This window comes from Aureimonas jatrophae (assembly GCF_900104035.1).
Lineage (GTDB): Bacteria > Pseudomonadota > Alphaproteobacteria > Rhizobiales > Rhizobiaceae > Aureimonas > Aureimonas jatrophae.
The window spans coordinates 109,383-130,691 of sequence record NZ_FNIT01000005.1; the positions used below are offsets into that span (position 1 = coordinate 109,383).

Sequence of the window (21,309 nt, forward strand, 5' to 3'; positions counted from 1 at the left end):
GGATCGCCTCGGGTTCCGCCAACGCTCTAAAGCGGCGGCGCAACCTCTCTATGACAAGTGCGTATCCCTTTGATGACAGGATAAGGCACTGATACGACTGGAATTATTTCGCCTCGCTGGAATCCAGTCGATCGAATCGAACGCTGAACGTCGCGCCCTCCCCCGGCTCAGAGACGATTCTCAGCCGCGTTCGATGCCGGATCAGGACGTTGCGCACGATCGAGAGACCGAGGCCCGTCCCGCGCTCGCGCGTCTTCCCCTCGACACGATAGAAGCGCTCCGTCAGCCGCGGCAGGTGCTCGGGCGCGATGCCCTTGCCGAAGTCGCGCACCAGTGCCTCGACCTGGGGCTTGCCGGCCAGCGGCGGCGCCGTTTCGACGCCGATCTCCAAGCGTCCGCCATCGCGTCCGTACTTGATGGCGTTCTCGGCCAGGTTGGTGAAGACCTGCACCAGTTCGTCGGTATCGCCGTTGACCCAGATCGGATCGGCTCCAATGCCCAGCAGCGTCAGCGCGACGCCGGCCTCGCGGGCTTGCGGCTCGATCTCGTGGGCGACCGATCGCAGCACGTGGGCGAGATCCGCGCGTTCCCCGGACTGGAGCTGGCGCCGCGTCTCGATGCGCGACAGGGACAGAAGATCATCGATCAGCCGCGACATGCGACGCGACTGGTCGAGCATGATGTCGAGAAAGCGCTCGCGCGCCGCCGCATCCTCGCGCGCAGGACCCTTCAGCGTCTCGATGAAGCCGGTCAGGGAGGCGAGCGGCGTGCGCAGTTCGTGGCTCGCATTGGCGACGAAGTCGGTTCGCATGCGCTCCAGGCGGCGCGACGCGGTTTGATCGCGAAACAGGAGCAGAAGGAAGGGCGGCGGTCCGCTGCCCGCGCCGCGCACCGGCAGGACGTCGACCAGCCAGGATCGATCGACCGGACTTCGCTCCGTGAACTCGGTCGCCTGTGCATCGCCGGTCGCCACCGCCGCTTCGAGGGCTTGAAGGAGATCGGGCGAGCGGAAGCGCAGCGAGATCGGATCGCCGAGCGCGATCACGCCGAAGGGCGCGAGCGAAACGTCGTTGCGAAAGCGCAGCGCCAGCGAGCGATCCACGAGAAAGGCGGGCTCGCGCACGGCCTCGACCACCCCGCGCATGCCCGCATCCGGCCAGACGCTGCTCGCGCGAACCCGCGCCGCCGGCCCCGCCGGCCGGCGACGGCGCCACAGACGGCTGAAGCCGTAGGACACGGCGCCCAACGCGACACATGCGAGCGCTACCTCGCGGGGCAGCGCGCCGCCCAGCGCCACGTCCAGAAGCAGGCCTGCGGCCAGGATCAGAACGGTCGGCAGCGCGCTCCAGTCACGCCGCCCGCGCCCCTCGCCTTCCGCTTCCACGACCGGCGCCCCGGTCAGGAAAGGCGCAGGATGCGCACGCGGTAGATGTCGACGTCGGTTGCCGTCCCATCGAGTCCGGTGGAAAGGGCGAGGCTTCCCCCAGACGAAAGGCCGGCGGGAACCGTGACGTCGAAGACGAAGGCTTCCTCGCTCATGGAGGTGGTGAAACGCTGGCGGTCACAGGTGCTGGTCCCGCCGAAGAGACAGCGCACGCCGAACTCGCGCGAGGCGCCGTCCGGCGACCCGGCGGTGAGCTCGATACGGATGTTGCGGCCGGCCAGCTCGCGCGCGACGCCGGGCCCGATACCGACCTCGATCTCGCCCTCGCCGCCCGACGGTCCGCTGGCACGGACCGCGCTGCGGCCGTCGTCGCGCGCGACCGTCTCGACGCGTCCGCCGTTCGGCGTCGACAGCGCCTGCAGGTCGTCGCCGTCGAAGACGTCGATCCAATTCAGAGCCGGCAGCTCGGCGCTCTGGTCGGTCGCCGCCGGCGTCGCGGCGGGCTCATCCCCGCGCAGCAGCCCACCCACGAAATAGGCCAGAAGCCCGAGGAGAACGGCGAGTGCGATGGCCAGAAGCGGCACGGCGAAGGGCGACTGAACGCCCCGCCGGCCCGCCGGCATCGGTTCGGCGCCCAAGGCCCCCGGCCGCCAGTCGTCGGCCGCCTCGTCCTCCACCACATCGGCTGCGTAGGCGCGTGGTTCGCGTGCGTCTCGCACATCCTCGTCGTCAGGCGCGAACGCGGCAGCGTCGGCGGCGGTGTCGTCGAGCGGTTCGTTCGAGGCGGCAAACTCGGCCTCGACGCGGTTGATGGTCTCGGCCAGCTGTTGGCGCTGCTGTAGGGCTTCCGCCTCGTCCGACCGGCGCGTCTCCAGCATGCGCTCCAGCGCCCGCTCCGAGGCGGCGTAGATGCTCTCGCGAAAGCCCGGGTCGCGCGTGTCGCCTGCTTCCAGGGCCCGCCGCAGGCTGTGTTCCATCGCGCTCATGCTGTCTCCCGGCCCTGCCTGCCGATCGCGCCCCCGGAACCGTTCGCCCGAGGTGAAACGCGCCTTCCTGCAGCGCCCCGTGGGGAGCGCGTTCCGCTGGATACCGGATGGCGATGGCACCCGCAATCAGCTGCCATTCGCCCGGCTGCTGGACGAAACCGGGTCGCGACCAATCTTCCCGCTCCCGATCGATCGAGGCCATCTGCGTCCATGTCGTCCAACCATCCCCATGCCGTGCCCAACCTGATCTCGGAACATGGCGTGATCGGGGACATGAATACGCTCGCGCTGGTCGCGCAGAACGGCTCCATCGACTTCCTGTGCCACCCCAACATCGACAGCCCCAGCCTCTTCTGCGGACTGCTCGACCCGCAGCGCGGCGGCGAGTTCCGGCTCTGGGTCGACAAGGACGGGCTGAAGTTCCGCCAGATCTACCTGCCCGACACCAACATCCTGATCACGCGCTTCCTCGGCGACAGCGGCATCGGCGAGGTCTCGGACTTCATGCCGGTCGACGGGTCGGGCCGCATCGTGCGCCGCGCGAAGGCGGTTCTCGGCGACATGCGCTTCTCGCTTCTGATCTCGCCGCGCCCCGAATACGGCGGCACCGTCCCGGAACTGCGCCCCATCCAAGGCGGCTGCGCCGTGTCGTGGCGGCGCGAAGCCGACGGCGTGCGCGACGAGGTGCATTTCCTGACCTCGTTCGAGTTCGAGATCCAAGGCACCGACGTGATCGGCCATCGCGACCTTCGCCAGGGGGAAACGGCCTATGTGGTCATGTGCCCGAACCGCGAGGGCGTGGCCCCGCTCAGCCGCGACTATGTCGCCAGCGCCTTCACCCAGACGCGCGACTTCTGGCACCACTGGGTCGCGCGGGGCTCCTATCCGGTCTACTGGCGCGAGCTCGTGGTCCGGTCGGCGCTGACGTTGAAGCTCCTCACCTCGGCGCGCAACGGCTCGATTGCCGCCGCCGGCACGTTCGGCCTGCCTGAGGTCATCGGGGGCGAGCGCAACTGGGACTATCGCTTCTGCTGGGTGCGAGACTCGGCCTTCACGCTCTATGCGCTCTCGCGGCTCAACTACTTCGACGAGGCCGAGGCGTTCATCCACTTCCTGATGGAGCGCGTGACCGAGACCGGCACCGGCGAGGATTCGGGCCTGCACATCATGTACGCGATGGACGGGGCCGAGCGCCTGCCGGAGGTCACGCTCGACTCGTTGTCGGGCTATGACGGCTCCCAGCCGGTGCGCATCGGCAATGCCGCATACCAGCAGCGCCAGATGGACATCTTCGGCGAGTTCATGGACGCCGTCTACATCTCCACGCGCGCGCGCGGTAAGCCCACCTACGCCGTCTGGTTCAAGCTCTCGCGCCTCATGGACTGGCTCTGCGCGAACTGGCACCTGCCCGACAAGGGGATCTGGGAAAGCCGGGGGCCGGACCGCGAATACCTGTCCTCGCGCCTGATGTGCTGGGTCGCGCTCGACCGGGGGCTGCGCATCGCCCACAACGAGTCGCTGCCCGCCGACGTGGAGCGCTGGCGCACCGAACGCGACAAGATCCAGCGGACCATCGTCGAGGAATTCTGGAACAAGGATCTCGGCGCCTTCACGCAGTACAAGGGCGGCAAGACGCTGGATGCGGTCGTGCTGCTGATGCCGCTCGTGAAGTTCATCAACCCGCGCGATCCGATGTGGACCTCGACGCTGGACGCCGTGCGCCGCAACCTCGTGCACGACTGCCTCGTGAAGCGCTATCTCAACACCGAGGAGGCCGATGGCCTCCAGGGCGAGGAAGGTGCCTTCACGATCTGCTCCTTCTGGTACGTCGAGGCGCTGGCGCGCACCGGCTACGTCGCGGAAGCGCGCCTCCTGTTCGAGAAGCTGCACGCCTACGCCAACCACCTCGGCCTTTATTCCGAGGAGCTCTCGTCGTCGGGCGACCATCTCGGCAACTTCCCGCAGGGACTGACGCACCTGTCCCTGATCTCGGCGGCGATCTGGCTCGACCGTGCCCTCAACAGCGCGAGCGACGATCCCGCCAACTTCCACCATCAGATGATCGAGGACCCCGATGGCGTCTACTGACCTGAACTCCCTCCACGGCCAAACCGCCATCGTCACAGGATCGTCGTCGGGCATCGGCGAGGCGATCGCCAAGGAGTTGGCCGGTCGGGGCGCCGACGTCGTGGTGAACTATCACGGCGCCGAGCGCGACGCGCAGGCCACCGTCGACAACATCGTCGCCATGGGTCGGCGCTCCTTCAAGGTTCAGGCCGACGTCGGATCGGAAAGCAATGTCATCGCCATGTTCGACGAGGCGGAAAGCCGCCTCGGGCCGATCGACATCGTCGTGTCGAATGCCGGCCTGCAGCGCGACGCCAAGCTCGCCGACATGACGCTCGACGACTGGAACATGGTGATCAACACCAACCTGACGGGAGGCTTCCTGGTCGGGCGCGAGGCGGTGCGTCGCTTCCGCAAGAAGGGGCCGCGCCCCGAAGTGAGCCGCGCGCTCGGCAAGCTGATCTTCGATTCGTCGGTCCATCAGGTGATCCCGTGGGCCTTCCACGTGAACTACGCGGCCTCCAAGGGCGGCATCAAGCTCCTGATGGAATCGATCGCGCAGGAGGTGTCCTGCGAGGGCATCCGCGTGAATGCCGTGGGACCCGGCGCGATCGCGACCGACATCAATAAGGTCGCGCGCGAGACGCCGGGCGGCCTCGACGCGATGCTGAAGCTCATTCCCTCGGGCCGCGTCGGCGACCCGGTGGATGTCGCGCGCGTCGTCGGCTTCCTGGCCTCCGATGCGTCGGACTACATGACCGGCCAGACGCTCTTCGTGGATGGCGGCATGACGCTGTATCCGGAGTTTCGCGGCAACGGCTGAGGCCTCCTGGCCTCTATCGCGACAACAACGAAAAAGGCGACCTTGCGGTCGCCTTCTTGTGTTTCACAGGAACGAAGGCTCAGCCGAGCTGGTCTTCCTCGTCCTCGGGCTCCGTGCGGCGCATCGAGGTGAGCTTGGCGAAGACGGCGGCCGCATCGAGTTCCTCAGAGTCCTCGCGCGGGGCGCGGTAGCTCTGGGTCTGGGCGGCGGACAGGAGGCGCTCCTCCTCGGCTTCGACCTCTGGCCGGGGCATACCGCGCGACGCCTTCTCGACCTCGAGGTCGAGGTCGATCTGCGAGCACAGGCCGAGCGTCACCGGGTCCATCGGCTGAAGGTTCGCGGAGTTCCAGTGCGAGCGCTCACGGATCTGCTCGATCGTGTGCTTGGTCGTGCCCACCAGGCGGGAAATCTGCGGATCCTTCAGTTCGGGGTGATTGCGCACCAGCCAGAGGATCGCGTTGGGCCGGTCCTGACGCTTGGAGACCGGCGTGTAGCGCGGTCCCTTGCGCTTGGCTTCGGGCACGCGGACCTTGGGCGGCGCGATCTTCAGGCGGTGCTTGTCGTCCTTTTCGGCGCGCACGATCTCGTCGCGCGTCAGCTGGCCCGTGATGATCGGATCCATGCCCTTGATGCCCTGCGCCGACTCGCCGTCGGCGATCGCCTTCACCTCGAGCGGATGCAACGTGCAGAACTCCGCGATCTGCTCGAAGGACAGCGAAGTATTGTCGACCAGCCAGACGGCGGTCGCCTTGGGCATCAGAAGCTGCTGAGCCATGGATGAACGTCTCCTGTTCGCCGGCTCCGCTGGGAACCGGCCGTGGTGGGGGCCACGCGATCTGGGAATGGCGGGACTATAGGCATTGCCTCCCGGCTTCGCAACAAATCGATGGATCGGGGCCGATTCCTCATGGGTCGGGAACCAGCACGATCTTGCCGATATGATCGTCGTCCATGTGTCGGTGCGCTTCCGCGGCTTTGGAGAAGGGATAGACCGTGTCGATCAGCGGCTTCACGGTTCCGTTCGCCAGAAGCGGCCAGACCTCGCGCTCCAGTTCGGCGGCCAGTTGCGCCTTGAAGGCGACGTCCCGCGCGCGCAGCGTCGAGCCCGTCAGCGTCAGGCGCTTGGTCATCACCAGACCGAGGTCGATCTCGGCGCGCTGGCCTCGCAGATAGGCGATCTGCACGATGCGCCCGTCGGGTGCCGCGACCTGAAGGTTGCGCGCGGTGTAGTCGCCGCCCACCATGTCGAGCGTCAGGTCGACGCCGCCCCAACTGCGCAGCCGCCCCACGAAATCCTCGCGGCGGTAGTCGATCGCAAGCTCGGCTCCGAGCCGGAGCGCGGCCTCGACCTTTTCCGGGCCTCCCACGGTCGCGGCGACGCGGGCGCCGCGTGCATGGGCGAGCTGGATGGCCACGGTCCCGATGCCGGACGTTCCGCCATGCACCAGAAGGCGCTCGCCGCTTTGCAGCCCGCCGCGCTGGAAGACGTTGTGCCAGACCGTGAAGAAGGTTTCCGGGATCGCCGCGGCGTGAACCGAATCCAGATCGCCGGGGATCGGCAGGACGCTTCCCTCCGGCGCGATCGCGAAGCGCGCGTAGCCGCCGCCCGGCAGAAGGGCCATCACGCGATCGCCGGGCCGATACCGTCCGGAGCCCTCGCCCACGGCCTCGACGGTTCCGGCCACCTCGAGCCCCGGCCAGTCCGGCGCGCCCTTGGGAGGCGGATAATGACCGAGGCGCTGCAGGACGTCGGGTCGGTTGACGCCCGCCGCCTCGACCCGGATCAGGATCTCTCCGGTCCTGGGGCGAGGAATGGGCTCCCGGCGCAAGCGCAGCACCTCGGGGCCGCCGCCCGCACCCTCGATGCCGACGACATCCATCTCCGATTCGTTCATCGCGCCATTCCTCCTGCCGTGGCCTCGTCCAGGCCGGAGGGGAAAAGAGGGCGCAGAATGGGTGTGTTAACCCCTTCTTCACCATTCCGCGCGAAACTTCGCGTAGTCCAGATTTTGGTTTGGATGGCGATCCCTTCGGGTTGTCGAAGCCTCCCTGTTGAACTTGAAGAGCCGCTCCGTGCGGCTCTCTTTTTCCCGGGCCCGGGCCTTGCCCGAGCGCGTTAACCAAAGCCGGGCCGCGTGGCTTGCGCCGAGGGAACGAAGGGTAGAGGTTCGCGCGGACCGCAGCGTCGGAGACCGTGTCCGGTTTCCGCGTCGCGCAACGAATCCACGCCAGACCGGTTTAACGCCCCATGACAGTCCAGATCGAGCATAGCGAGGGAACGCGGACGGTGCGCCTGGCCGAACGGCTGGCCTTTTCCGCCTCCTTCCAGCCGATCTTCGACGAAGGCATGACGCTTGTCGACGAGACGGCGGCGTATCTCGACGGGGACGGCCGTCGTGCGGCCCGCACGATCTCGAAGGGCGCCTCGACGCTCTACGCCGCCGAATCGATGCGCCTGACGACGCGCCTGATGCAGATCGCCTCCTGGCTTCTTCTCCAGCGCGCCGCCAACCAGGGTGACATGTCGCGCGCCCAGGTCGAGGCCGAAAAGGTCAAGGTCAAGCTGGACGGTGTCGGATCAGGGGTGGACTCGCCCTTCTACGGCGACCTACCGGACGACTTCCGCTCGCTCGTGGACCGCGCCATCATGCTGGAGCGCCGCATCGCGCTTCTGGACCGCGAGATCTACGGTCGTCCGGACGACGACGAGGTCGGCAACCCGGTGGCCGAGCAAATCGATCTCCTGCGCACCGCCTTTGGCCGCTAAAACGCGAACCGCTCATCGCACGACTACAAGAGAAGCAACGGGGCCGGCGATCATCGCCGGCCTTTTTCGTCGTGGCGCCACGGTGCCCTCTTCTTTTCCGGCGACCCGACACGAAAAAGCCCGGCACGATGGCCGGGCTTTCGCAGATCTGTCGAAGAGCGGCTCGGCTCAGATGCCGAGGCCCTCGTAGCGCTTCTTGAAGCGCGACACGCGGCCGCCGCGGTCCAGCATGTTCTGGTTGCCGCCGGTCCAGGCCGGATGCGAGTTCGGATCGATGTCGAGGTTCAGCTTGTCGCCGGCCGCACCGTAGGTCGAGCGGGTCTGGTACTCGGTGCCGTCGGTCATCACCACGGTGATGGTGTGGTAATCGGGGTGGATGTTGGCCTTCACGGGGCTGTCCTCTCTGGCTGGCTTTCGCGACCGACCATCCCGACCGGACACCTGCGGCCGAGCCGCGCGGCACCCCGCGATGTGATGAGAGGCGAGCGCGATCGCTTTCAAAATCAGGGGCGAGCCTATACATGACCCCCCTAAGAGAGACAAGGCCCGCCCCGGCGGTGACGCGAAGCTTGCCCGAGATCCAGCCAGAAGCCATGCCGCCTGAAGACCCGGCCTCGCCCGCGCGCGGTCGGTCGCCGATGCGGCGGCTCTCGCCGCTCCGCCGTCTCTGGCCCTATGTCCTGCGCCAGCGCAAGCTCGTGGCCGGCGCCCTCGTCTTCCTGCTGCTCGCTTCCATCACCACGCTCAGCCTGCCGATCGCCGTGCGCCGGGTGGTCGACCACGGGTTCTCGGGGGGTGGCACCGCCTTCATCGATACGTATTTCGCGATGCTCGCGGTTCTGGCGGCTGTTCTCGCTCTGGCGAGCGCGGGCCGCTACTATTTCGTGATCACGATCGGCGAGCGCGTGGTGGCCGACCTGCGCCGCGACGTCTTCGCCCATGTCCTGAAGCTGTCGCCCGGCTTCTACGATCGCAACCTGTCGGGCGAGATCGTCTCGCGGCTGACCGCCGACACGACCCAGATCAAGTCGGCGGTCGGCGCGACGGCCTCGCTGGCGCTGCGCAACGCAATCCTGTTCGTCGGTGCGGTCGCCATGATGGCCTGGACCAGCCCGGGCCTGTCGGTGATCGTGATTGCCGCGATTCCCCTCATCATCGGACCGCTCGTCGCGTTTGGCCGCTCGGTGCGCGCCCGCTCGCGCGCCGCGCAGGATCGCCTGGCCGACGCCAGCGCCTATGCGGGCGAGGCGATCGCCGCCTCGCGCATCGTCCAGGCCTTCACCGCCGAGCCGATCGCGGCCGCCCGCTTCGGGCAGGCGGCGGACGAGGCCTTCGAGGCCGCCCGTCGTTCGGTCGTGGCGCGCGCCTTTCTGACAGCCTTTGCGATCTTCCTGATCACCTTTTCGATCGTCGCCGTCCTCTGGGTCGGCGCGGGCCGCGTCGTATCGGGCACAATGACGGCGGGAACGCTCGGCCAGTTCCTGTTCTACGCGGTCTTTGCCGCGTCCTCGCTCGGCCAGCTGTCGGAAGTCTGGAACGACCTGACGGCGGCGGCCGGGGCTGCGGAGCGGCTGAGCGAGCTTCTGGCCGAGGAACCCGAGATCCGCTCGCCTGCAGCACCGAGCCCCCTTCCCGCCCGCGCCCTCGGCTCGGTGCGCTTCGAGAACGTCTCGTTCCGCTACCCCACGGGCGGGGCCTCGGCCCCGACGCTGGAGTCCCTCAGCTTCGAGGTGCGTCCCGGCGAGACCGTGGCGCTGGTCGGACCGTCCGGCGCGGGCAAGTCCACCGTGTTCGCGCTGCTCGAGCGCTTCTACGATCCTACGACCGGCCGCATCCTCGTCGACGGCGTCGATATCCGGCAGGCGGACCTCCACGAGCTGCGCCGCCGCATGGCGCTGGTGCCGCAGGAGGCGGTCGTCTTCGCGGGGACGGTTCGCGACAATATCGGCTTCGGCGTCGACGGCGCGGGGGCCGATGCGATCGAGCGGGCCGCCGAAACGGCGCATGCGGCAGGTTTCGTGCGCGCCATGCCGGAGGGTTTCGAGACGGCGATCGGCGAGCGCGGGGTGACGCTGTCGGGCGGGCAGCGCCAGCGGCTCGCCATCGCGCGGGCCGTTCTGCGCGACGCTCCCATCCTGCTTCTGGACGAGGCCACCTCGGCGCTCGACGCCGAGAGCGAGGTTCTGGTGCAGCGCGCGCTGGAGAGGTTGATGGAAGGGCGCACGACGCTCGTGATCGCCCACCGCCTTGCGACGATCCTCAAGGCCGACCGCATCCTCGTGCTCGATGGAGGACGGATCGTCGAGGAGGGCACGCACGAGACGCTGGTGGCGCGCGGCGGCCTCTACGCACGGCTTGCCGATCTTCAATTCAGCCAGGGTTTGCGTCCCGCCGCCGAATAGCGACAGCCGCTAGCGCTCCGTCAGCTTCAGTTCGATGCGGCGGTTGCGCGCCCGGTCCTCGGGCGTGTCGCCCGCGACCAGCGGCTGGAACTCGCCAAAGCCCGTCGCGGCGAGCCGGTTGGCCGGCACGCCGTTCTGGATCAGGAACCGCACCACGGCGGCCGCGCGCGCGGTGGACAGCTGCCAGTTGTCGGCGAAGCGCCCGCTCGACACCGGAACGTCGTCGGTATGGCCGTCGACCCGGATGATCCAGTTGATATCGGACGGGATCTCGCGGTTCAGCTGGATGATCGCGGCGGCCAGCTGGCGCATCTCGTCCTGTCCTGCAGTCTGGAGCACGTCGGCCCCCGACGAGAACAGGACCTCGGACTGGAACACGAAGCGGTCGCCCACGATGCGGATGTTCTCGCGGTCCGCCAGGATCTCGCGCAGGCGTCCGAAGAAGTCCGAGCGGTAGCGTGCCAGTTCCTGGACACGCTGGGCCAGCGCCACGTTGAGCCGTCGCCCGAGGTCGGCGATCTGCGTTTGCGATTCGCGGTCGCGGGTTTCCGAAGCGCCGAGCGCGTCTTCCAGCGCGGCGATCTGCTGACGCAGCGCGGAAAGCTGCTGGTTCAGAAGATCGATCTGCGCGCGCGCCTGGGCCGAAACGGCCTGCTCGTTCTGGACCTGCGCCTGCAGCTCGCCGACGCCCGGCCCTGTTCCAGGCGCGGTCGCCGCCCCCCGTCCCTCGTCGAGCGCCGCCTGCAGGCGCGAGCGCTCATTCTGCGTCGAAGCGAGCGAGGCTTGAAGCGCGGCGATCTGGTCCTGGAAGTCGGTGGCGTTGGCCCGCTCCAGCGCGAGCAGTTGGTTGAGCTCCGCGATCTGCGAGTTCAGCCGTTCGAGAACCGTGTCGCGGCCCGAAAGGTCGCGGCTGAGAAGGAACTGCGCGATCACGAAGACCGACAGAAGGAACATGATGGCGAGCAGCAGCGTCGAGAGCGCATCGACGAAGCCCGGCCAGTAGTCGATCTCGCGCCGCGCGCGACGGCGGGACAGGGCCACCGACGCTACGTCCGCTCGGGTGCGGAGAGCGAGGCGTTCAGGCGGTCCATGACGCGTCGCATCTCGCGCTGTTCGCCGGCCTGAGCCTCCACGAAGTCGCGCAGGAGCTGCTGCTCGGAGCGCATGTGCTGAACCAGTCCCTGGATGCTTTCGGCCAAGCTCGCCATCGCGGCCGAGGTCCGCGGGCTCGTGGTCTGCTCCAGCACCAGGCGGTTGATCCGATCCGCCAGGACGCGGAACTCTTCCGCGCCGTTCGGCACGCTGGAGGCCAGCGCGACCGCTCCGCCGCCGATCGGCGCCTCCGCCTCGGTCACCGAGGCGATCCAGTCTTCCAACTCGGTGTAGAAGCGGTTCTGCGCCCGGCCGACCTGAAGATCCAGGAAGCCGAGCACCATCGAGCCCGACAAGCCGAAGAGCGAGGACGAGAACGCCGTTCCCATGCCCGAGAGCGGCGCCGACAGGCCGTTCTTCACCGAGTTCAGCACCGTCGCGGCGTCGCCGGCTCCGGGGTCCAGCGACTGGATCGTCGAGGTGATCGAGCCGATCGTGGTGAGCAGGCCCCAGAACGTGCCGAGCAGGCCCAGGAAGACGAGCAGCCCGATCAGGTAGCGCGCGACGTCGCGGGTCTCGTCGAGACGGGTGGCGACGGAATCCAGAAGAGAGCGGGCGGTCGAGGTCGGCAGTTGCAGCCGTCCGCGCCGGTGGCCGACCTGCGCGGCCATGGGCGCCAGCAGAACCGGCGGCTTCACGCGGTCGGCGGCCGGTCCGTCGCGGAAGGCGTTGACCCATCGCACCTCGCGCGCGAGGCGCAGGATCTGGCCGAGCGCCATGATGATGCCGACCGTCATCACACCGACGATCAACCCGTTGAGGCCCGGATTGGTGTGAAAGGCGGCGATGACCTGCCGGCCGAGGATCATCGCGACGAAGCCCGCCAGCGCCAGGAAGACCAGCATCGCCCAGAGATAGACGAGCGGACTCGACAGGCGTCCGGCCACCGGCTCGGGCACCGGACGGTGGGGTTCGGGCGACGGGTTCACCACCTGCATCGGCGCATCATCCGCTGTGAGCGTAGAAGCCCGCGCGGGCGCACGGGCGGGAAAGACCCCGCGGTTTTAACCCGGCGCGCCGCTAACCACCAGCGTCTGTTGCGGAAAACGCGGTTCGGCCGGAGCCGTCAGGACGCCTCGGGCGCCGGCACCGCGGCCGGCTGGCGGCCGGCGCGGAAGGCGTTGTCGGCATGCTTCAGCTCGCCCAGCAGCGCGCGGTGGATCAGCTCGTTGCCGCAGGCGATGTCGCCCTGCAGGAACTCGAAGCGCGAGCCGTCGGTCGCGGTGGTGAAGCCGCCGGCCTCGCGAACGAGCAGCGAGCCGGCCGCCAGGTCCCAGGGCTGCAGCTCGCGCTCCCAGAAGCCGTCGAAGCGACCGGCCGCGGTGTAGGCGAGGTCGAGCGAAGCCGCGCCCATGCGACGGATGCCCGCCGTTTCGCCGGTGATGCGACGCATCTCGAACAGGAAGCGCGCTTGGTCGCCATGACCCATGAACGGCATGCCGGTCGCCAGCACCGCCTCGTGCAGCTTGGTACGGGCCGCGACGCGGATGCGGCGGTCGTTGAGAAAGGCGCCGCCGCCCTTCTCCGCCGTGTACAACTCGTCCTGCACCGGGTTGAACACGACGGCCGCCACGATCTGCCCGTCGCGCTCCAGCGCGATCGAGACCGCGAATACCGGAATGCCGTGGAGGAAATTGGTGGTGCCGTCGAGCGGATCGACGATCCAGCGGTGCTGCGGATCGCGTCCCTCCACCGCGCCGCGCTCCTCCATCAGGAAACCCCATTCGGGCCGGGCGCGAGCGAGTTCCTGGTAGACGATCTCCTCGGCCTTGCGGTCGGCATTGGATACGAAATCGGCTGGGCCCTTCATCGACACCTGGAGGTTCTGCACCTCGCCGAAGTCGCGCGTGAGGGAGCGGCCTGCCTTCGTGGCGGCCTGCGTCATGACGTTCATCAGCGCGGAACGGGCCATGGGATCTCGACTCTTTTGAAGATCGCGGGATGCCGGAGCGTCCCGAAGATAAAGGAAGCGGTTCGGGCTTCGATAGCAGACACACGGCCCGGCACGGGCGGCCGGACCGTCTCGCGCGAAGCCGAACCGACGGATCAAAGGCGCGCAGAACCACAAAAGCGCGCCCGGTTCAAGGGAGAAGCGAAGGCTCGGTCAGCCGGCGGGCGTGCGGTTCGCTGCCTCGAGCGCGGTCTTCTGCTCGGCTTCGGGCAGCTGGCGGAAGAAGGCGTCGAGCGTCGCATCGGAGTTGGCGGCCCGCCGCGCTAAGACGGTCCAACGCGCGGCCTCGGCCCGATCGGCAGGTGCGCCGACGCCGTCCTTGTAGAGGTGGGCAACGCGGTTCACCGCGATCGGATTGCCGCGCTCGGCGGCCCCCTTCAGCCATCGAAAGCCCTCGGAAGGGTCCTTCTCGCCGCCTCGACCGTTGATGAGCCAGATGCCGAGCTCGATCTGCGCCGTATCGTGACCGGAGCGCGCGGCCTTCTCCAGCCACTGGCGCGCCTGCTGGTCGTCGCCGGCGGCCACGCCCCGGCCATAGGCGTAGAGCTGCGCCAACGCGTACTGCGCATCCGGCACGCCGGCCTCGGCCGCGCGCTGGAAGTAGCCGAGCGCATCCGCAAAGCCACCCGTCGGCGACGCCTGGATCAGCATCTGACCGTAGTTGAAGGCGGCCAAGGGGTTCCCGGCGTCGGCGGCGGCCTTCATCAGGTCGCGCGCCGAGGCGTCGTCGCGCGGCACGGCACGTCCCTCGATCAGGATCATCGCGTAGCGGAACTGCGCCTCGGGCACGCCCGCCTTGGCGGCGATCCCGTACCAGCGTGCGGCCTCCGCCTCGTCGCGTGGCACGCCGAGGCCACGCGCGTAGATCTCACCGAGCAGGGTCTGCGCCGATGCGTCGCCGAGATTGGCGAGCGGCTCGGCCATGCGCAGCGCGGACAGGTAGTACCCGCGCTGGAAGTGACCGTAGGCGGCCGCCGCCGAGTTCCCGCCTTCGTCGCCGGTCGTCGGCTGGGCGAGGCCGGACGGGGTCGGCAGGTTCGTCTCGGCGGGCGGAGCCGGTTCGGGCGGTGCGGGCGGCACGCCAAGGCCGGGCACCTGCGCGAATGCCGGCGACCACAGGAGAGCGAGAAGGACCAGCGCGCGGCGCATCGGTTCAGGCCGCCTGGGCGCGCCGCTGCGCCTCGTCGAACAATCGGTTGGCCTCGGCGACGGCCTGGGCCGGATCGGCGCCCTCACCGAACACGGCGCGGCCCAGCATGACGAACTCCGCTCGGGTCGCGATCGCGGCGGGGAGGGTTTCGAGCGATGCCCCGCCCTGCACGATGCAGGGAATCTCCACGATCTCGGCCCACCACTCCGAAAGATCGAGGTTGCGCGGATGCGGCCCGGCTTCCGTGTCGGCTCCGAGCTTCCCGAACAGAATGTAGTCGGGCATGCGCTCGCCCGCTTCCAGCGCATCGTGCCGGGTGGTGAAGCCGGAAGCCCCGACGATCAGGCGCGGGGAGAAGCGAGCGACCGCCTCGCCGAGCGCCTCCAGGCTGCCGGCACCGGTGTGGAAACCATCCGCCTTGACGCGACCGGCGCAGCGCGTGTCCTCCGCCACGATCGCCGCCGCACCGGCCTCCTGGATCAAGGGCACGAGCGCCTCGCAGAGGTCCTGGAACGCCGCTTCGGACCGCTCGCCCGCCGACAGGACGACCGTCGCGACGTCGCCGGCCTCGAGCGCCGCTCGCAACTGGTCCTCGCCGGCCGGTCCGTCGGGCAGGACGGATGCGTCCAGAACGAGGCGCGGGCGGATGAAGTCTTCGGCGGTCATCGGATCCAGTCGGGTCGGGTTCGCGGGCCAAACGGGTCGAAGCTTGCTTCGTGGCCGGGGTCATTTGGCCTAAAGCCCGATTGCGGCGCAACTGCAAGCCGGCGATGCGCGGATCGTGGCCGTTTCCGATAGCGAGGCGCGGACGGTCGAGACCGCCCGCGCCCGGTATCGTCTATCGATGGGCGGCGCCGTTCCCGGCGCCGGCCGAACCGTTCCGCGCCCTAGTCGCGGGACGCCCGCAGGCGTTCGATCTCGTCCTTCAATTGCAGCTTGCGTCGCTTCAGCTCGCGCATCTCGGCGTCCGTGATCGCAGGCTTGGTATGAGCCGTCGCGATCTCGTCGTCGAGCGCGGAATGGCGCTGTTCCAGGGTCGCAAGGTGAGCATCCAAGGACATGTACGAGCTCCTTTGTTGTGGCGTCCGTCCCCGCCTCCCGCACAAGCCGGAACCGGCCCGGACGGAGGAAAGGTGTCACATAAAGTTTGCACTGTCGAACGAGGTTCAAGCCCGTCTTCCCGTTTCGCCGGCGGGCTGGTAACGGTTGGACGAGTTCTGCGGATGGCAGGCTGCGCAACCCGTAAGGCCCGACGATACGGGCCCCTCGGCGCGGCAGGCAGCGGTTTCCGTCCGGGATCGCCACGGCCTTTCGGGGCGTGCGATCGCGGCGCGCTCTCGGGGAGTTGTACGGCGGTGTTCGAGGGGACGTTGGTGGCGGATCAGGAACAGGCGGAAATCAGGCTCGCCTTGGCGCGACTGCGCCAGGAGCATGCGGACTTCGACGCGGCGATCAACGCCATGGAGTCCGTGGGCTGCGACCGGCTGCAGGTCCAGCGCATGAAGAAGAAGAAGCTGATGATCAAGGATCGTCTGCAGGATCTCGAGGATCAGGTCATTCCGGACATCATCGCGTGAGCGCCGCTCCCGTCGCGGTGATCATGGGCAGCCAGTCCGATTGGACCACCATGCGCCATTGCGCCGACACGCTGGAAGCGCTCGGCATCGCGTTCGAGACGCTGATCGTGTCCGCCCACCGCACGCCCGACCGTCTGGTGCGCTTCGCCACCGGCGCGCGGGAAGCCGGTTACAAGGTGATCGTGGCGGGCGCGGGCGGCGCGGCCCACCTGCCCGGCATGACGGCGGCCATGACGCCCCTGCCGGTCTTCGGCGTGCCGGTCGAGAGCCACGCGCTGCGCGGCGAGGACAGCCTCCTGTCGATCGTTCAGATGCCGGCGGGCATTCCGGTCGGAACGCTCGCGATCGGGCGCGCGGGCGCGGTCAACGCGGCGTTGCTGGCGGCCGCGGTTCTGGCGCTGAGCGACAAGGCCCTGGCCGAGCGTCTCGACGATTGGCGCCGCCGACAATGCGAGGCCGTCGCGGAGCGCCCGAACCGTGACGTCTGATGCGCTCGAGCCCGGTGCGGCGATCGGCATCGTCGGCGGTGGCCAGCTGGGACGCATGCTCGCCTCGGCTGCTGCACGCCTTGGCTTCCGAACCCTCGTCCTCGACCCCGATCCGACCTGTCCGGCCGCGCAGCTTGCCAACGAACTGATCCGCGGTGCCTATGACAGCCGCGAGGGACTGGCCGAGCTCGGACGGCGCACGAGCGTCGTCACCTACGAGTTCGAGAACGTCCCGGTCGAGCCGCTGCGCGCCCTCAGTCGCACCTGCCCGGTCTTTCCGCCCGTCGAGGCGTTGGAGGTCGCGCAGGACCGGGTGGTCGAAAAGGCCTTTCTGAACGGCATCGGTATCGCGACCGCTCCCTGGCGCGCGGTGGACGATGCGGCGGAACTCGCCCATGCCCATCTCGACCTCGGCACCGACACGATCCTGAAGACGCGCCGTCTCGGCTACGACGGCAAGGGCCAGGCGACGATCCGACGCGACGCGCTGACCGACGGCGCGTTTGAGAGTCTCGGCGCCGTTCCCGCGATCCTGGAAGGCCGTGTGCCCTTCGAGCGCGAAATCTCGGTGATCGCGGCCCGCAGCCGCTCCGGCGAGGTGGTTGCCTTTGATCCGGCCGAGAACCGCCACGGAGCGGGCATCCTGCGACGTTCGACGGTTCCAGCCACCATCTCGGCCCCGGTGAGGGCTGCGGCCGTCGAGACCGCCGGCCGCATCCTCGATCGACTGGGCTATGTCGGCGTCATCGGCGTCGAGTTCTTCGTGGCAGACGGCGAACGCCTTCTCGTCAACGAGATCGCGCCGCGCGTCCACAATTCAGGGCACTGGACCGAGGCGGCCTGCTGCGTTTCGCAGTTCGAGCAGCATATCCGCGCCGTGGCCGGACTGCCGCTCGGCTCGGGCACGCGGCACTCCGACTGCGTGATGGAGAATCTGATCGGCGACGAGGTGCGGCGCGCAGCGGCGCTGCTGGCGGAACCCGACGTGATGCTGACGCTCTACGGCAAGGCCGAGGCGCGGCCCGGACGCAAGATGGGCCACTGGACCCGCCTTCTGCCCCTGTCACGAGCCTGATTTCCGGGCTGCCGCGAGGGCGGACCGGTTGACAGGACCGCGCTCTCGCTTGTATCGAACGCCCAGGTCGCGCGCCTTGTCCGAGGCGCGTTTTTTGTTGAGCGGCGCGGGCGTTTTCGCATCCGAACGTCGCAGCCACCGACGGTCGAGAGCCATGAAGATCAAGAATTCGCTGAAGTCGCTGAAGGGCCGCCATCGGGCCAACCGCATGGTTCGCCGCAAGGGCCGCATCTACATCATCAACAAGGAAGCCCCGCGCTACAAGGCGCGCCAGGGCTGAGGACCGTCCCGGCCGCGCCGCGGCCCGTGGCTCACCCGACATTTTGTGCTGGACGGCGCGCTGGGAGGCGATAACCTCGTCTCCCATGCGCGCCTTTTCTTTTGTCTTCGCCGCCTGCCTTGTCGCCGGTCCCCCCGTCCAGGCGCAAACCCCGGGCAGCCCATCGCCCCCGCCCGGCCCCGTGGAAGTCGCTCCAGTGCTTCCCGAGCCCGAGCCGAGCCGTCGCGAACGCCTCGACACCCTGTTCGCGGAGTTGAAGCGGGAACCCGAGACCGACAAGGCCAAGACCATCGCCGACCGTATCCAGGCGCTCTGGTCGCAAAGCGACAGCGCGACGGTGGATCTCCTGATGGACCGGAGTGCGACCGCGATCGGGAAGAAGGACGAGGCGGCGGCGCTCGACCTTCTGGATCAGGTCATCGTGCTCGAACCCGATTACGCCGAAGGCTGGAATCGACGTGCCACGCTGCACTACGCGGCGAACCGTTACGGCGCCTCCATGCGCGACGTCGAGGAGGTCCTGAAGCGCGAGCCCCGGCACTTCGGGGCCTTGATGGGCCTGGGCGCCATGCAGGAGGAACTGGGCCGCAACCGGCAGGCGCTCGACACCTTCTCGCGCGCGCTCTCGGTCTACCCGGCGCTGAAAGCCGCGCAGGACGCGGTCCTGCGCATCTCCGACGAACTGGCGGGACAGCCGGCCTGACCGCCGATGCGGACCGACCGGCCGTTCCTGTGTCTCAGATCGAGCTGAGACCGTCGGATCCGATATAGGCGATGCGGATCATGTTGGTGGCGCCTGGCGTGCGCAACGGCACGCCGGCCGTGACGATGATGCGCTCGCCGGCGCGTGCGATCCCCTGCTGGACCGCGATGCGGCATGCCTTGTCCACCATCTCGTCGAGATCGGTCGCGTCCTCCGTGTGGACGCAGTCGAGACCCCAGGCGAGCGTCAGGCGGCGGGTCGTGCCGAGGATCGGCGACAGCGCGATGATCGGGATCTGCGGGCGCTCGCGCGCGGTGCGCAGGCCCGTCGTGCCGGTCGCGGTGTAGGTGACGATCGCCGCCACGTTCAGCGTCTCGGCGATCTGTCGGGCGGCCAGCGACACGGCATCCGCACCCGTGGCTTCCGCAGCCGGACGCTGGGCGAAGATGATGCCGGGATACAGGGGGTCCTTCTCCACCTCGCGCGCGATGCGGTCCATCGTGGCGACCGCCTCGACCGGGTAGTCGCCGGACGCCGATTCCGCCGACAGCATGACGGCGTCGGCGCCCTCGAACACGGCGATCGACACGTCGGACACCTCGGCGCGGGTCGGCACCGGCGCGGTGATCATGGATTCCAGCATCTGCGTCGCGACGACCACCGGCTTGCCGGCGCGCCGGGCCAGACGTGTCATGCGCTTCTGGATGCCGGGAACCTGCTCCAGCGGCATCTCGACGCCGAGATCGCCGCGCGCCACCATGATCGCGTCGGACAGTTCGATGATCTCGTCGAGGCGTTCCACCGCCTGCGGCTTCTCGATCTTGGACATCAGGCCGGCGCGGCCGCGCGAGACCTTGCGCGCCTCGGCCAGATCCTCGGGGCGCTGGATGAAGGACAGCGCGATCCAGTCGACGTTCTCAGCCAGAACCGCGTCGAGGTCGCGACGATCCTTTTCGGTCAGCGCGCCGGTGGCCAGCGTCGTATCGGGAAGCGACACGCCCTTGCGGTCCGAGATGCGCGTTCCGGCCACCACGCGGCAGCGGATCGAGCGCCCATCTGCGGCCACCGCCACGAGTTGCAGCTTGCCGTCGTCGATCAGCAGCCGGTGACCCGGCTGGACGGCCTCCAGGATCTCGGGATGGGGCAGGAAGACACGGCTTGCGTTGCCGGGCTCGGGGTTGTCGTCGAGCGTGATCTCGTCGCCCACATGCAGATCGACCTTGCCGTCCACGAACTTGCCGACGCGCAGCTTCGGTCCCTGCAGATCGGCGAGGATCGCGATCGGATGGCCGACGGCCGCCTCCACGCGACGGATACGCGCGACGGTCTCGCGCATCGTGTCGTGGTCGGCGTGGCTCATGTTGATGCGGAAGACGTCGGCGCCCGCCTCGTGCAGCTTGCGGATCATCGCCTCATCGTTGGAGGCGGGCCCAAGGGTCGCGAGAATCTTGACGCGGCGGTTGCGTTTCATGGTTGCTCGGCACCTTCACGGGGAGATTCGGTCAACTGAACCATCCAGCTGCCCTGTCCGCCGGTGTCATACTCCCGGAAGCCCATCTTCTGGAACCCACGGGCGAAGCAATCCTTCACGCCGACGATCTTGAACTCGTTTTCGGCGATGCAGAGGTCGACCGTTCCAGCCCAGCGACCCAATCCCTCGGCGTCCTCGGCGTAGAGATAGTAGTAGCGCGAGTTCAGTTCGCCCTCGACCACGGAGCGGCAGGTGGTCGCCGGGATGCGCCACCAGCCTTCCGACACCCAGCCCTCGGCGGTGCGTTGGCCGACCGCGACACCGACCAGCGTCTGCGTGCCGTTGCAGACGCGGAAGTCGGCATGCGCCTCGTCGGGAGCGACGAACGACAGAAGGCCTCCCGCCAGAACGGCGCCCAGCGCCAAAGCAGGCAAGCGGCGGAACGGGGGAGCGGCGGGCATGGGCAGTCCTCGTCTGACGGCTGGGCGTTGATCGCTCTTCTGCCATAGAGCCGAACCGGGGCAAAGCATGGCGAAGCGCCTCGCCATCGCCGCCAAACGCACCGGCGATCGGCCGCCACTTGCTTGCGCCCTGCCCTGGCCGCGCCGATATGGCGGGAACCGGAACCCGCCACGCCAGGAGACGCACCATGTCCGACGACCATCAGCGGCGAATCGAACTCGAGGCGGCCGTGTTCCGCCGATTGCGCGATCACCTGCGCGAGCGCACCGACGTGCAGAACCTCGACCTGATGAACCTGGCGGGCTTCTGCCGCAACTGCCTGTCGAACTGGTACGCGGACGCCGCCAGAGCGGACGGCGGCACGCCGATCGAAAAGGAAGACGCGCGTCAGATCGTCTACGGCATGCCCTATGGCGAGTGGCGCGAGCGCTATCAGCGCGAAGCGAGCCCCGAGGCGCTGGTGGCCTTCGAGCAGGCGAAGCCGCATGACGAGTCGCGCTAACGGAGCGGAAACCATTCCGGGGCATCAAAGGGGATAAGGACGCGTCGGCGCTTGCCAATCGTCCCACCC

Annotated in this window: 23 protein-coding genes; 10 read left to right on the forward strand and 13 right to left on the reverse strand. The window is 68.6% G+C overall.

Going from position 1 to position 21,309, the window contains the following annotated elements; genetic code table 11:
- Positions 1-103: 103 nt before the first annotated feature.
- Positions 104-1,384: an ATP-binding protein gene (locus BLQ76_RS12335; RefSeq protein WP_090673608.1), complete on the reverse strand. Its 1,281-nt coding sequence runs from the start codon at positions 1,382-1,384 to the stop codon at positions 104-106.
- Between the two features lie 14 nt (positions 1,385-1,398).
- Positions 1,399-2,370, reverse strand: coding sequence for a hypothetical protein (locus tag BLQ76_RS12340; RefSeq protein WP_090673610.1), 972 nt, complete (start codon positions 2,368-2,370; stop codon positions 1,399-1,401).
- A gap of 210 nt (positions 2,371-2,580) precedes the next feature.
- On the opposite strand from BLQ76_RS12340, the gene BLQ76_RS12345 reads away from it, so the two are divergent.
- A complete protein-coding gene (locus tag BLQ76_RS12345; RefSeq protein WP_244519598.1) occupies positions 2,581-4,458 on the forward strand; it encodes a glycoside hydrolase family 15 protein in 1,878 nt (625 codons plus the stop codon).
- Positions 4,445-5,260, forward strand: coding sequence for an SDR family oxidoreductase (locus BLQ76_RS12350; RefSeq protein ID WP_090673613.1), 816 nt, complete (start codon positions 4,445-4,447; stop codon positions 5,258-5,260). Before BLQ76_RS12345 ends, BLQ76_RS12350 begins: the two co-directional genes overlap by 14 nt.
- 79 nt (positions 5,261-5,339) lie before the next feature.
- Here the strand turns inward: BLQ76_RS12350 and BLQ76_RS12355 are convergent, their stop codons facing one another.
- Both BLQ76_RS12355 and BLQ76_RS12360 read right to left on the reverse strand, forming a co-directional pair.
- Positions 5,340-6,035, reverse strand: a complete 696-nt coding sequence (locus BLQ76_RS12355; protein ID WP_090673615.1) for a DUF1013 domain-containing protein — start codon at positions 6,033-6,035, stop codon at positions 5,340-5,342.
- Between the two features lie 130 nt (positions 6,036-6,165).
- On the reverse strand, positions 6,166-7,155 hold the full coding sequence (locus BLQ76_RS12360) for an NAD(P)H-quinone oxidoreductase (RefSeq protein ID WP_090673618.1): 990 nt from the start codon (positions 7,153-7,155) through the stop codon (positions 6,166-6,168).
- Positions 7,156-7,508: 353 nt separating this feature from the next.
- Between BLQ76_RS12360 and rcdA the strand changes: the two genes are divergently transcribed.
- Positions 7,509-8,027: a protease adaptor protein RcdA gene (rcdA, locus tag BLQ76_RS12365; protein ID WP_090673620.1), complete on the forward strand. Its 519-nt coding sequence runs from the start codon at positions 7,509-7,511 to the stop codon at positions 8,025-8,027.
- A 168-nt stretch (positions 8,028-8,195) separates the two neighbouring features.
- Here the strand turns inward: rcdA and rpmE are convergent, their stop codons facing one another.
- Positions 8,196-8,417 carry a 50S ribosomal protein L31 gene (gene rpmE / locus BLQ76_RS12370; RefSeq protein ID WP_062017696.1) on the reverse strand — a complete coding sequence of 74 codons (222 nt, stop codon included), beginning with the start codon at positions 8,415-8,417 and terminating at the stop codon, positions 8,196-8,198.
- Between the two features lie 203 nt (positions 8,418-8,620).
- Between rpmE and BLQ76_RS12375 the strand changes: the two genes are divergently transcribed.
- Entirely contained in the window at positions 8,621-10,429 is a 1,809-nt protein-coding gene (locus tag BLQ76_RS12375; RefSeq protein ID WP_170842577.1) for an ABC transporter transmembrane domain-containing protein, read from the forward strand.
- 9 nt (positions 10,430-10,438) lie between these two features.
- Here the strand turns inward: BLQ76_RS12375 and BLQ76_RS12380 are convergent, their stop codons facing one another.
- From BLQ76_RS12380 to BLQ76_RS12405, 6 genes are all read right to left on the reverse strand, one after another.
- Positions 10,439-11,470, reverse strand: a complete 1,032-nt coding sequence (locus BLQ76_RS12380) for a peptidoglycan -binding protein (protein ID WP_090673623.1) — start codon at positions 11,468-11,470, stop codon at positions 10,439-10,441.
- 5 nt (positions 11,471-11,475) lie between these two features.
- The gene (locus tag BLQ76_RS12385) at positions 11,476-12,519 is read right to left on the reverse strand and encodes a flagellar motor protein MotA (RefSeq protein ID WP_090673626.1); all 1,044 of its coding nucleotides are present in this window, start codon (positions 12,517-12,519) and stop codon (positions 11,476-11,478) included.
- 128 nt (positions 12,520-12,647) lie between these two features.
- Positions 12,648-13,493, reverse strand: coding sequence for an inositol monophosphatase family protein (locus tag BLQ76_RS12390; protein ID WP_090673628.1), 846 nt, complete (start codon positions 13,491-13,493; stop codon positions 12,648-12,650).
- A 192-nt stretch (positions 13,494-13,685) separates the two neighbouring features.
- Positions 13,686-14,681: a tetratricopeptide repeat protein gene (locus tag BLQ76_RS12395; RefSeq protein ID WP_090673631.1), complete on the reverse strand. Its 996-nt coding sequence runs from the start codon at positions 14,679-14,681 to the stop codon at positions 13,686-13,688.
- Between the two features lie 4 nt (positions 14,682-14,685).
- Positions 14,686-15,348 (reverse strand): thiamine phosphate synthase, encoded by a 663-nt coding sequence (locus BLQ76_RS12400; RefSeq protein WP_090673633.1) that lies wholly within the window; start codon positions 15,346-15,348, stop codon positions 14,686-14,688.
- 221 nt (positions 15,349-15,569) lie between these two features.
- Positions 15,570-15,743 carry a YdcH family protein gene (locus tag BLQ76_RS12405; protein ID WP_090673635.1) on the reverse strand — a complete coding sequence of 58 codons (174 nt, stop codon included), beginning with the start codon at positions 15,741-15,743 and terminating at the stop codon, positions 15,570-15,572.
- Between the two features lie 312 nt (positions 15,744-16,055).
- Here BLQ76_RS12405 and BLQ76_RS12410 point away from each other — a divergent pair, with 312 nt between their 5' ends.
- From BLQ76_RS12410 to BLQ76_RS12430, 5 genes are all read left to right on the forward strand, one after another.
- Complete coding sequence (locus BLQ76_RS12410; protein WP_090674112.1) at positions 16,056-16,259, forward strand: YdcH family protein; 204 nt, start codon at positions 16,056-16,058, stop codon at positions 16,257-16,259.
- Positions 16,260-16,282: 23 nt separating this feature from the next.
- Positions 16,283-16,747 carry a 5-(carboxyamino)imidazole ribonucleotide mutase gene (purE, locus tag BLQ76_RS12415; protein WP_090674110.1) on the forward strand — a complete coding sequence of 155 codons (465 nt, stop codon included), beginning with the start codon at positions 16,283-16,285 and terminating at the stop codon, positions 16,745-16,747.
- Complete coding sequence (locus tag BLQ76_RS12420; RefSeq protein WP_090673637.1) at positions 16,737-17,822, forward strand: 5-(carboxyamino)imidazole ribonucleotide synthase; 1,086 nt, start codon at positions 16,737-16,739, stop codon at positions 17,820-17,822. The genes purE and BLQ76_RS12420 overlap by 11 nt, the downstream gene beginning before the upstream one ends.
- A gap of 154 nt (positions 17,823-17,976) precedes the next feature.
- Positions 17,977-18,102, forward strand: a complete 126-nt coding sequence (ykgO, locus tag BLQ76_RS12425; RefSeq protein ID WP_062017685.1) for a type B 50S ribosomal protein L36 — start codon at positions 17,977-17,979, stop codon at positions 18,100-18,102.
- Positions 18,103-18,298: 196 nt separating this feature from the next.
- Positions 18,299-18,805: a tetratricopeptide repeat protein gene (locus BLQ76_RS12430; RefSeq protein ID WP_090673639.1), complete on the forward strand. Its 507-nt coding sequence runs from the start codon at positions 18,299-18,301 to the stop codon at positions 18,803-18,805.
- 34 nt (positions 18,806-18,839) lie between these two features.
- On the opposite strand, the gene pyk is transcribed toward BLQ76_RS12430, so the two are convergent.
- Both pyk and BLQ76_RS12440 read right to left on the reverse strand, forming a co-directional pair.
- Positions 18,840-20,276, reverse strand: coding sequence for a pyruvate kinase (gene pyk, locus BLQ76_RS12435; protein WP_090673640.1), 1,437 nt, complete (start codon positions 20,274-20,276; stop codon positions 18,840-18,842).
- Positions 20,273-20,737: a DUF1036 domain-containing protein gene (locus BLQ76_RS12440; protein WP_090673641.1), complete on the reverse strand. Its 465-nt coding sequence runs from the start codon at positions 20,735-20,737 to the stop codon at positions 20,273-20,275. The genes pyk and BLQ76_RS12440 overlap by 4 nt, the downstream gene beginning before the upstream one ends.
- Before the next feature lie 188 nt (positions 20,738-20,925).
- Here BLQ76_RS12440 and BLQ76_RS12445 point away from each other — a divergent pair, with 188 nt between their 5' ends.
- A complete protein-coding gene (locus tag BLQ76_RS12445) occupies positions 20,926-21,240 on the forward strand; it encodes a DUF1244 domain-containing protein (RefSeq protein WP_090673643.1) in 315 nt (104 codons plus the stop codon).
- Positions 21,241-21,309 lie beyond the last annotated feature (69 nt).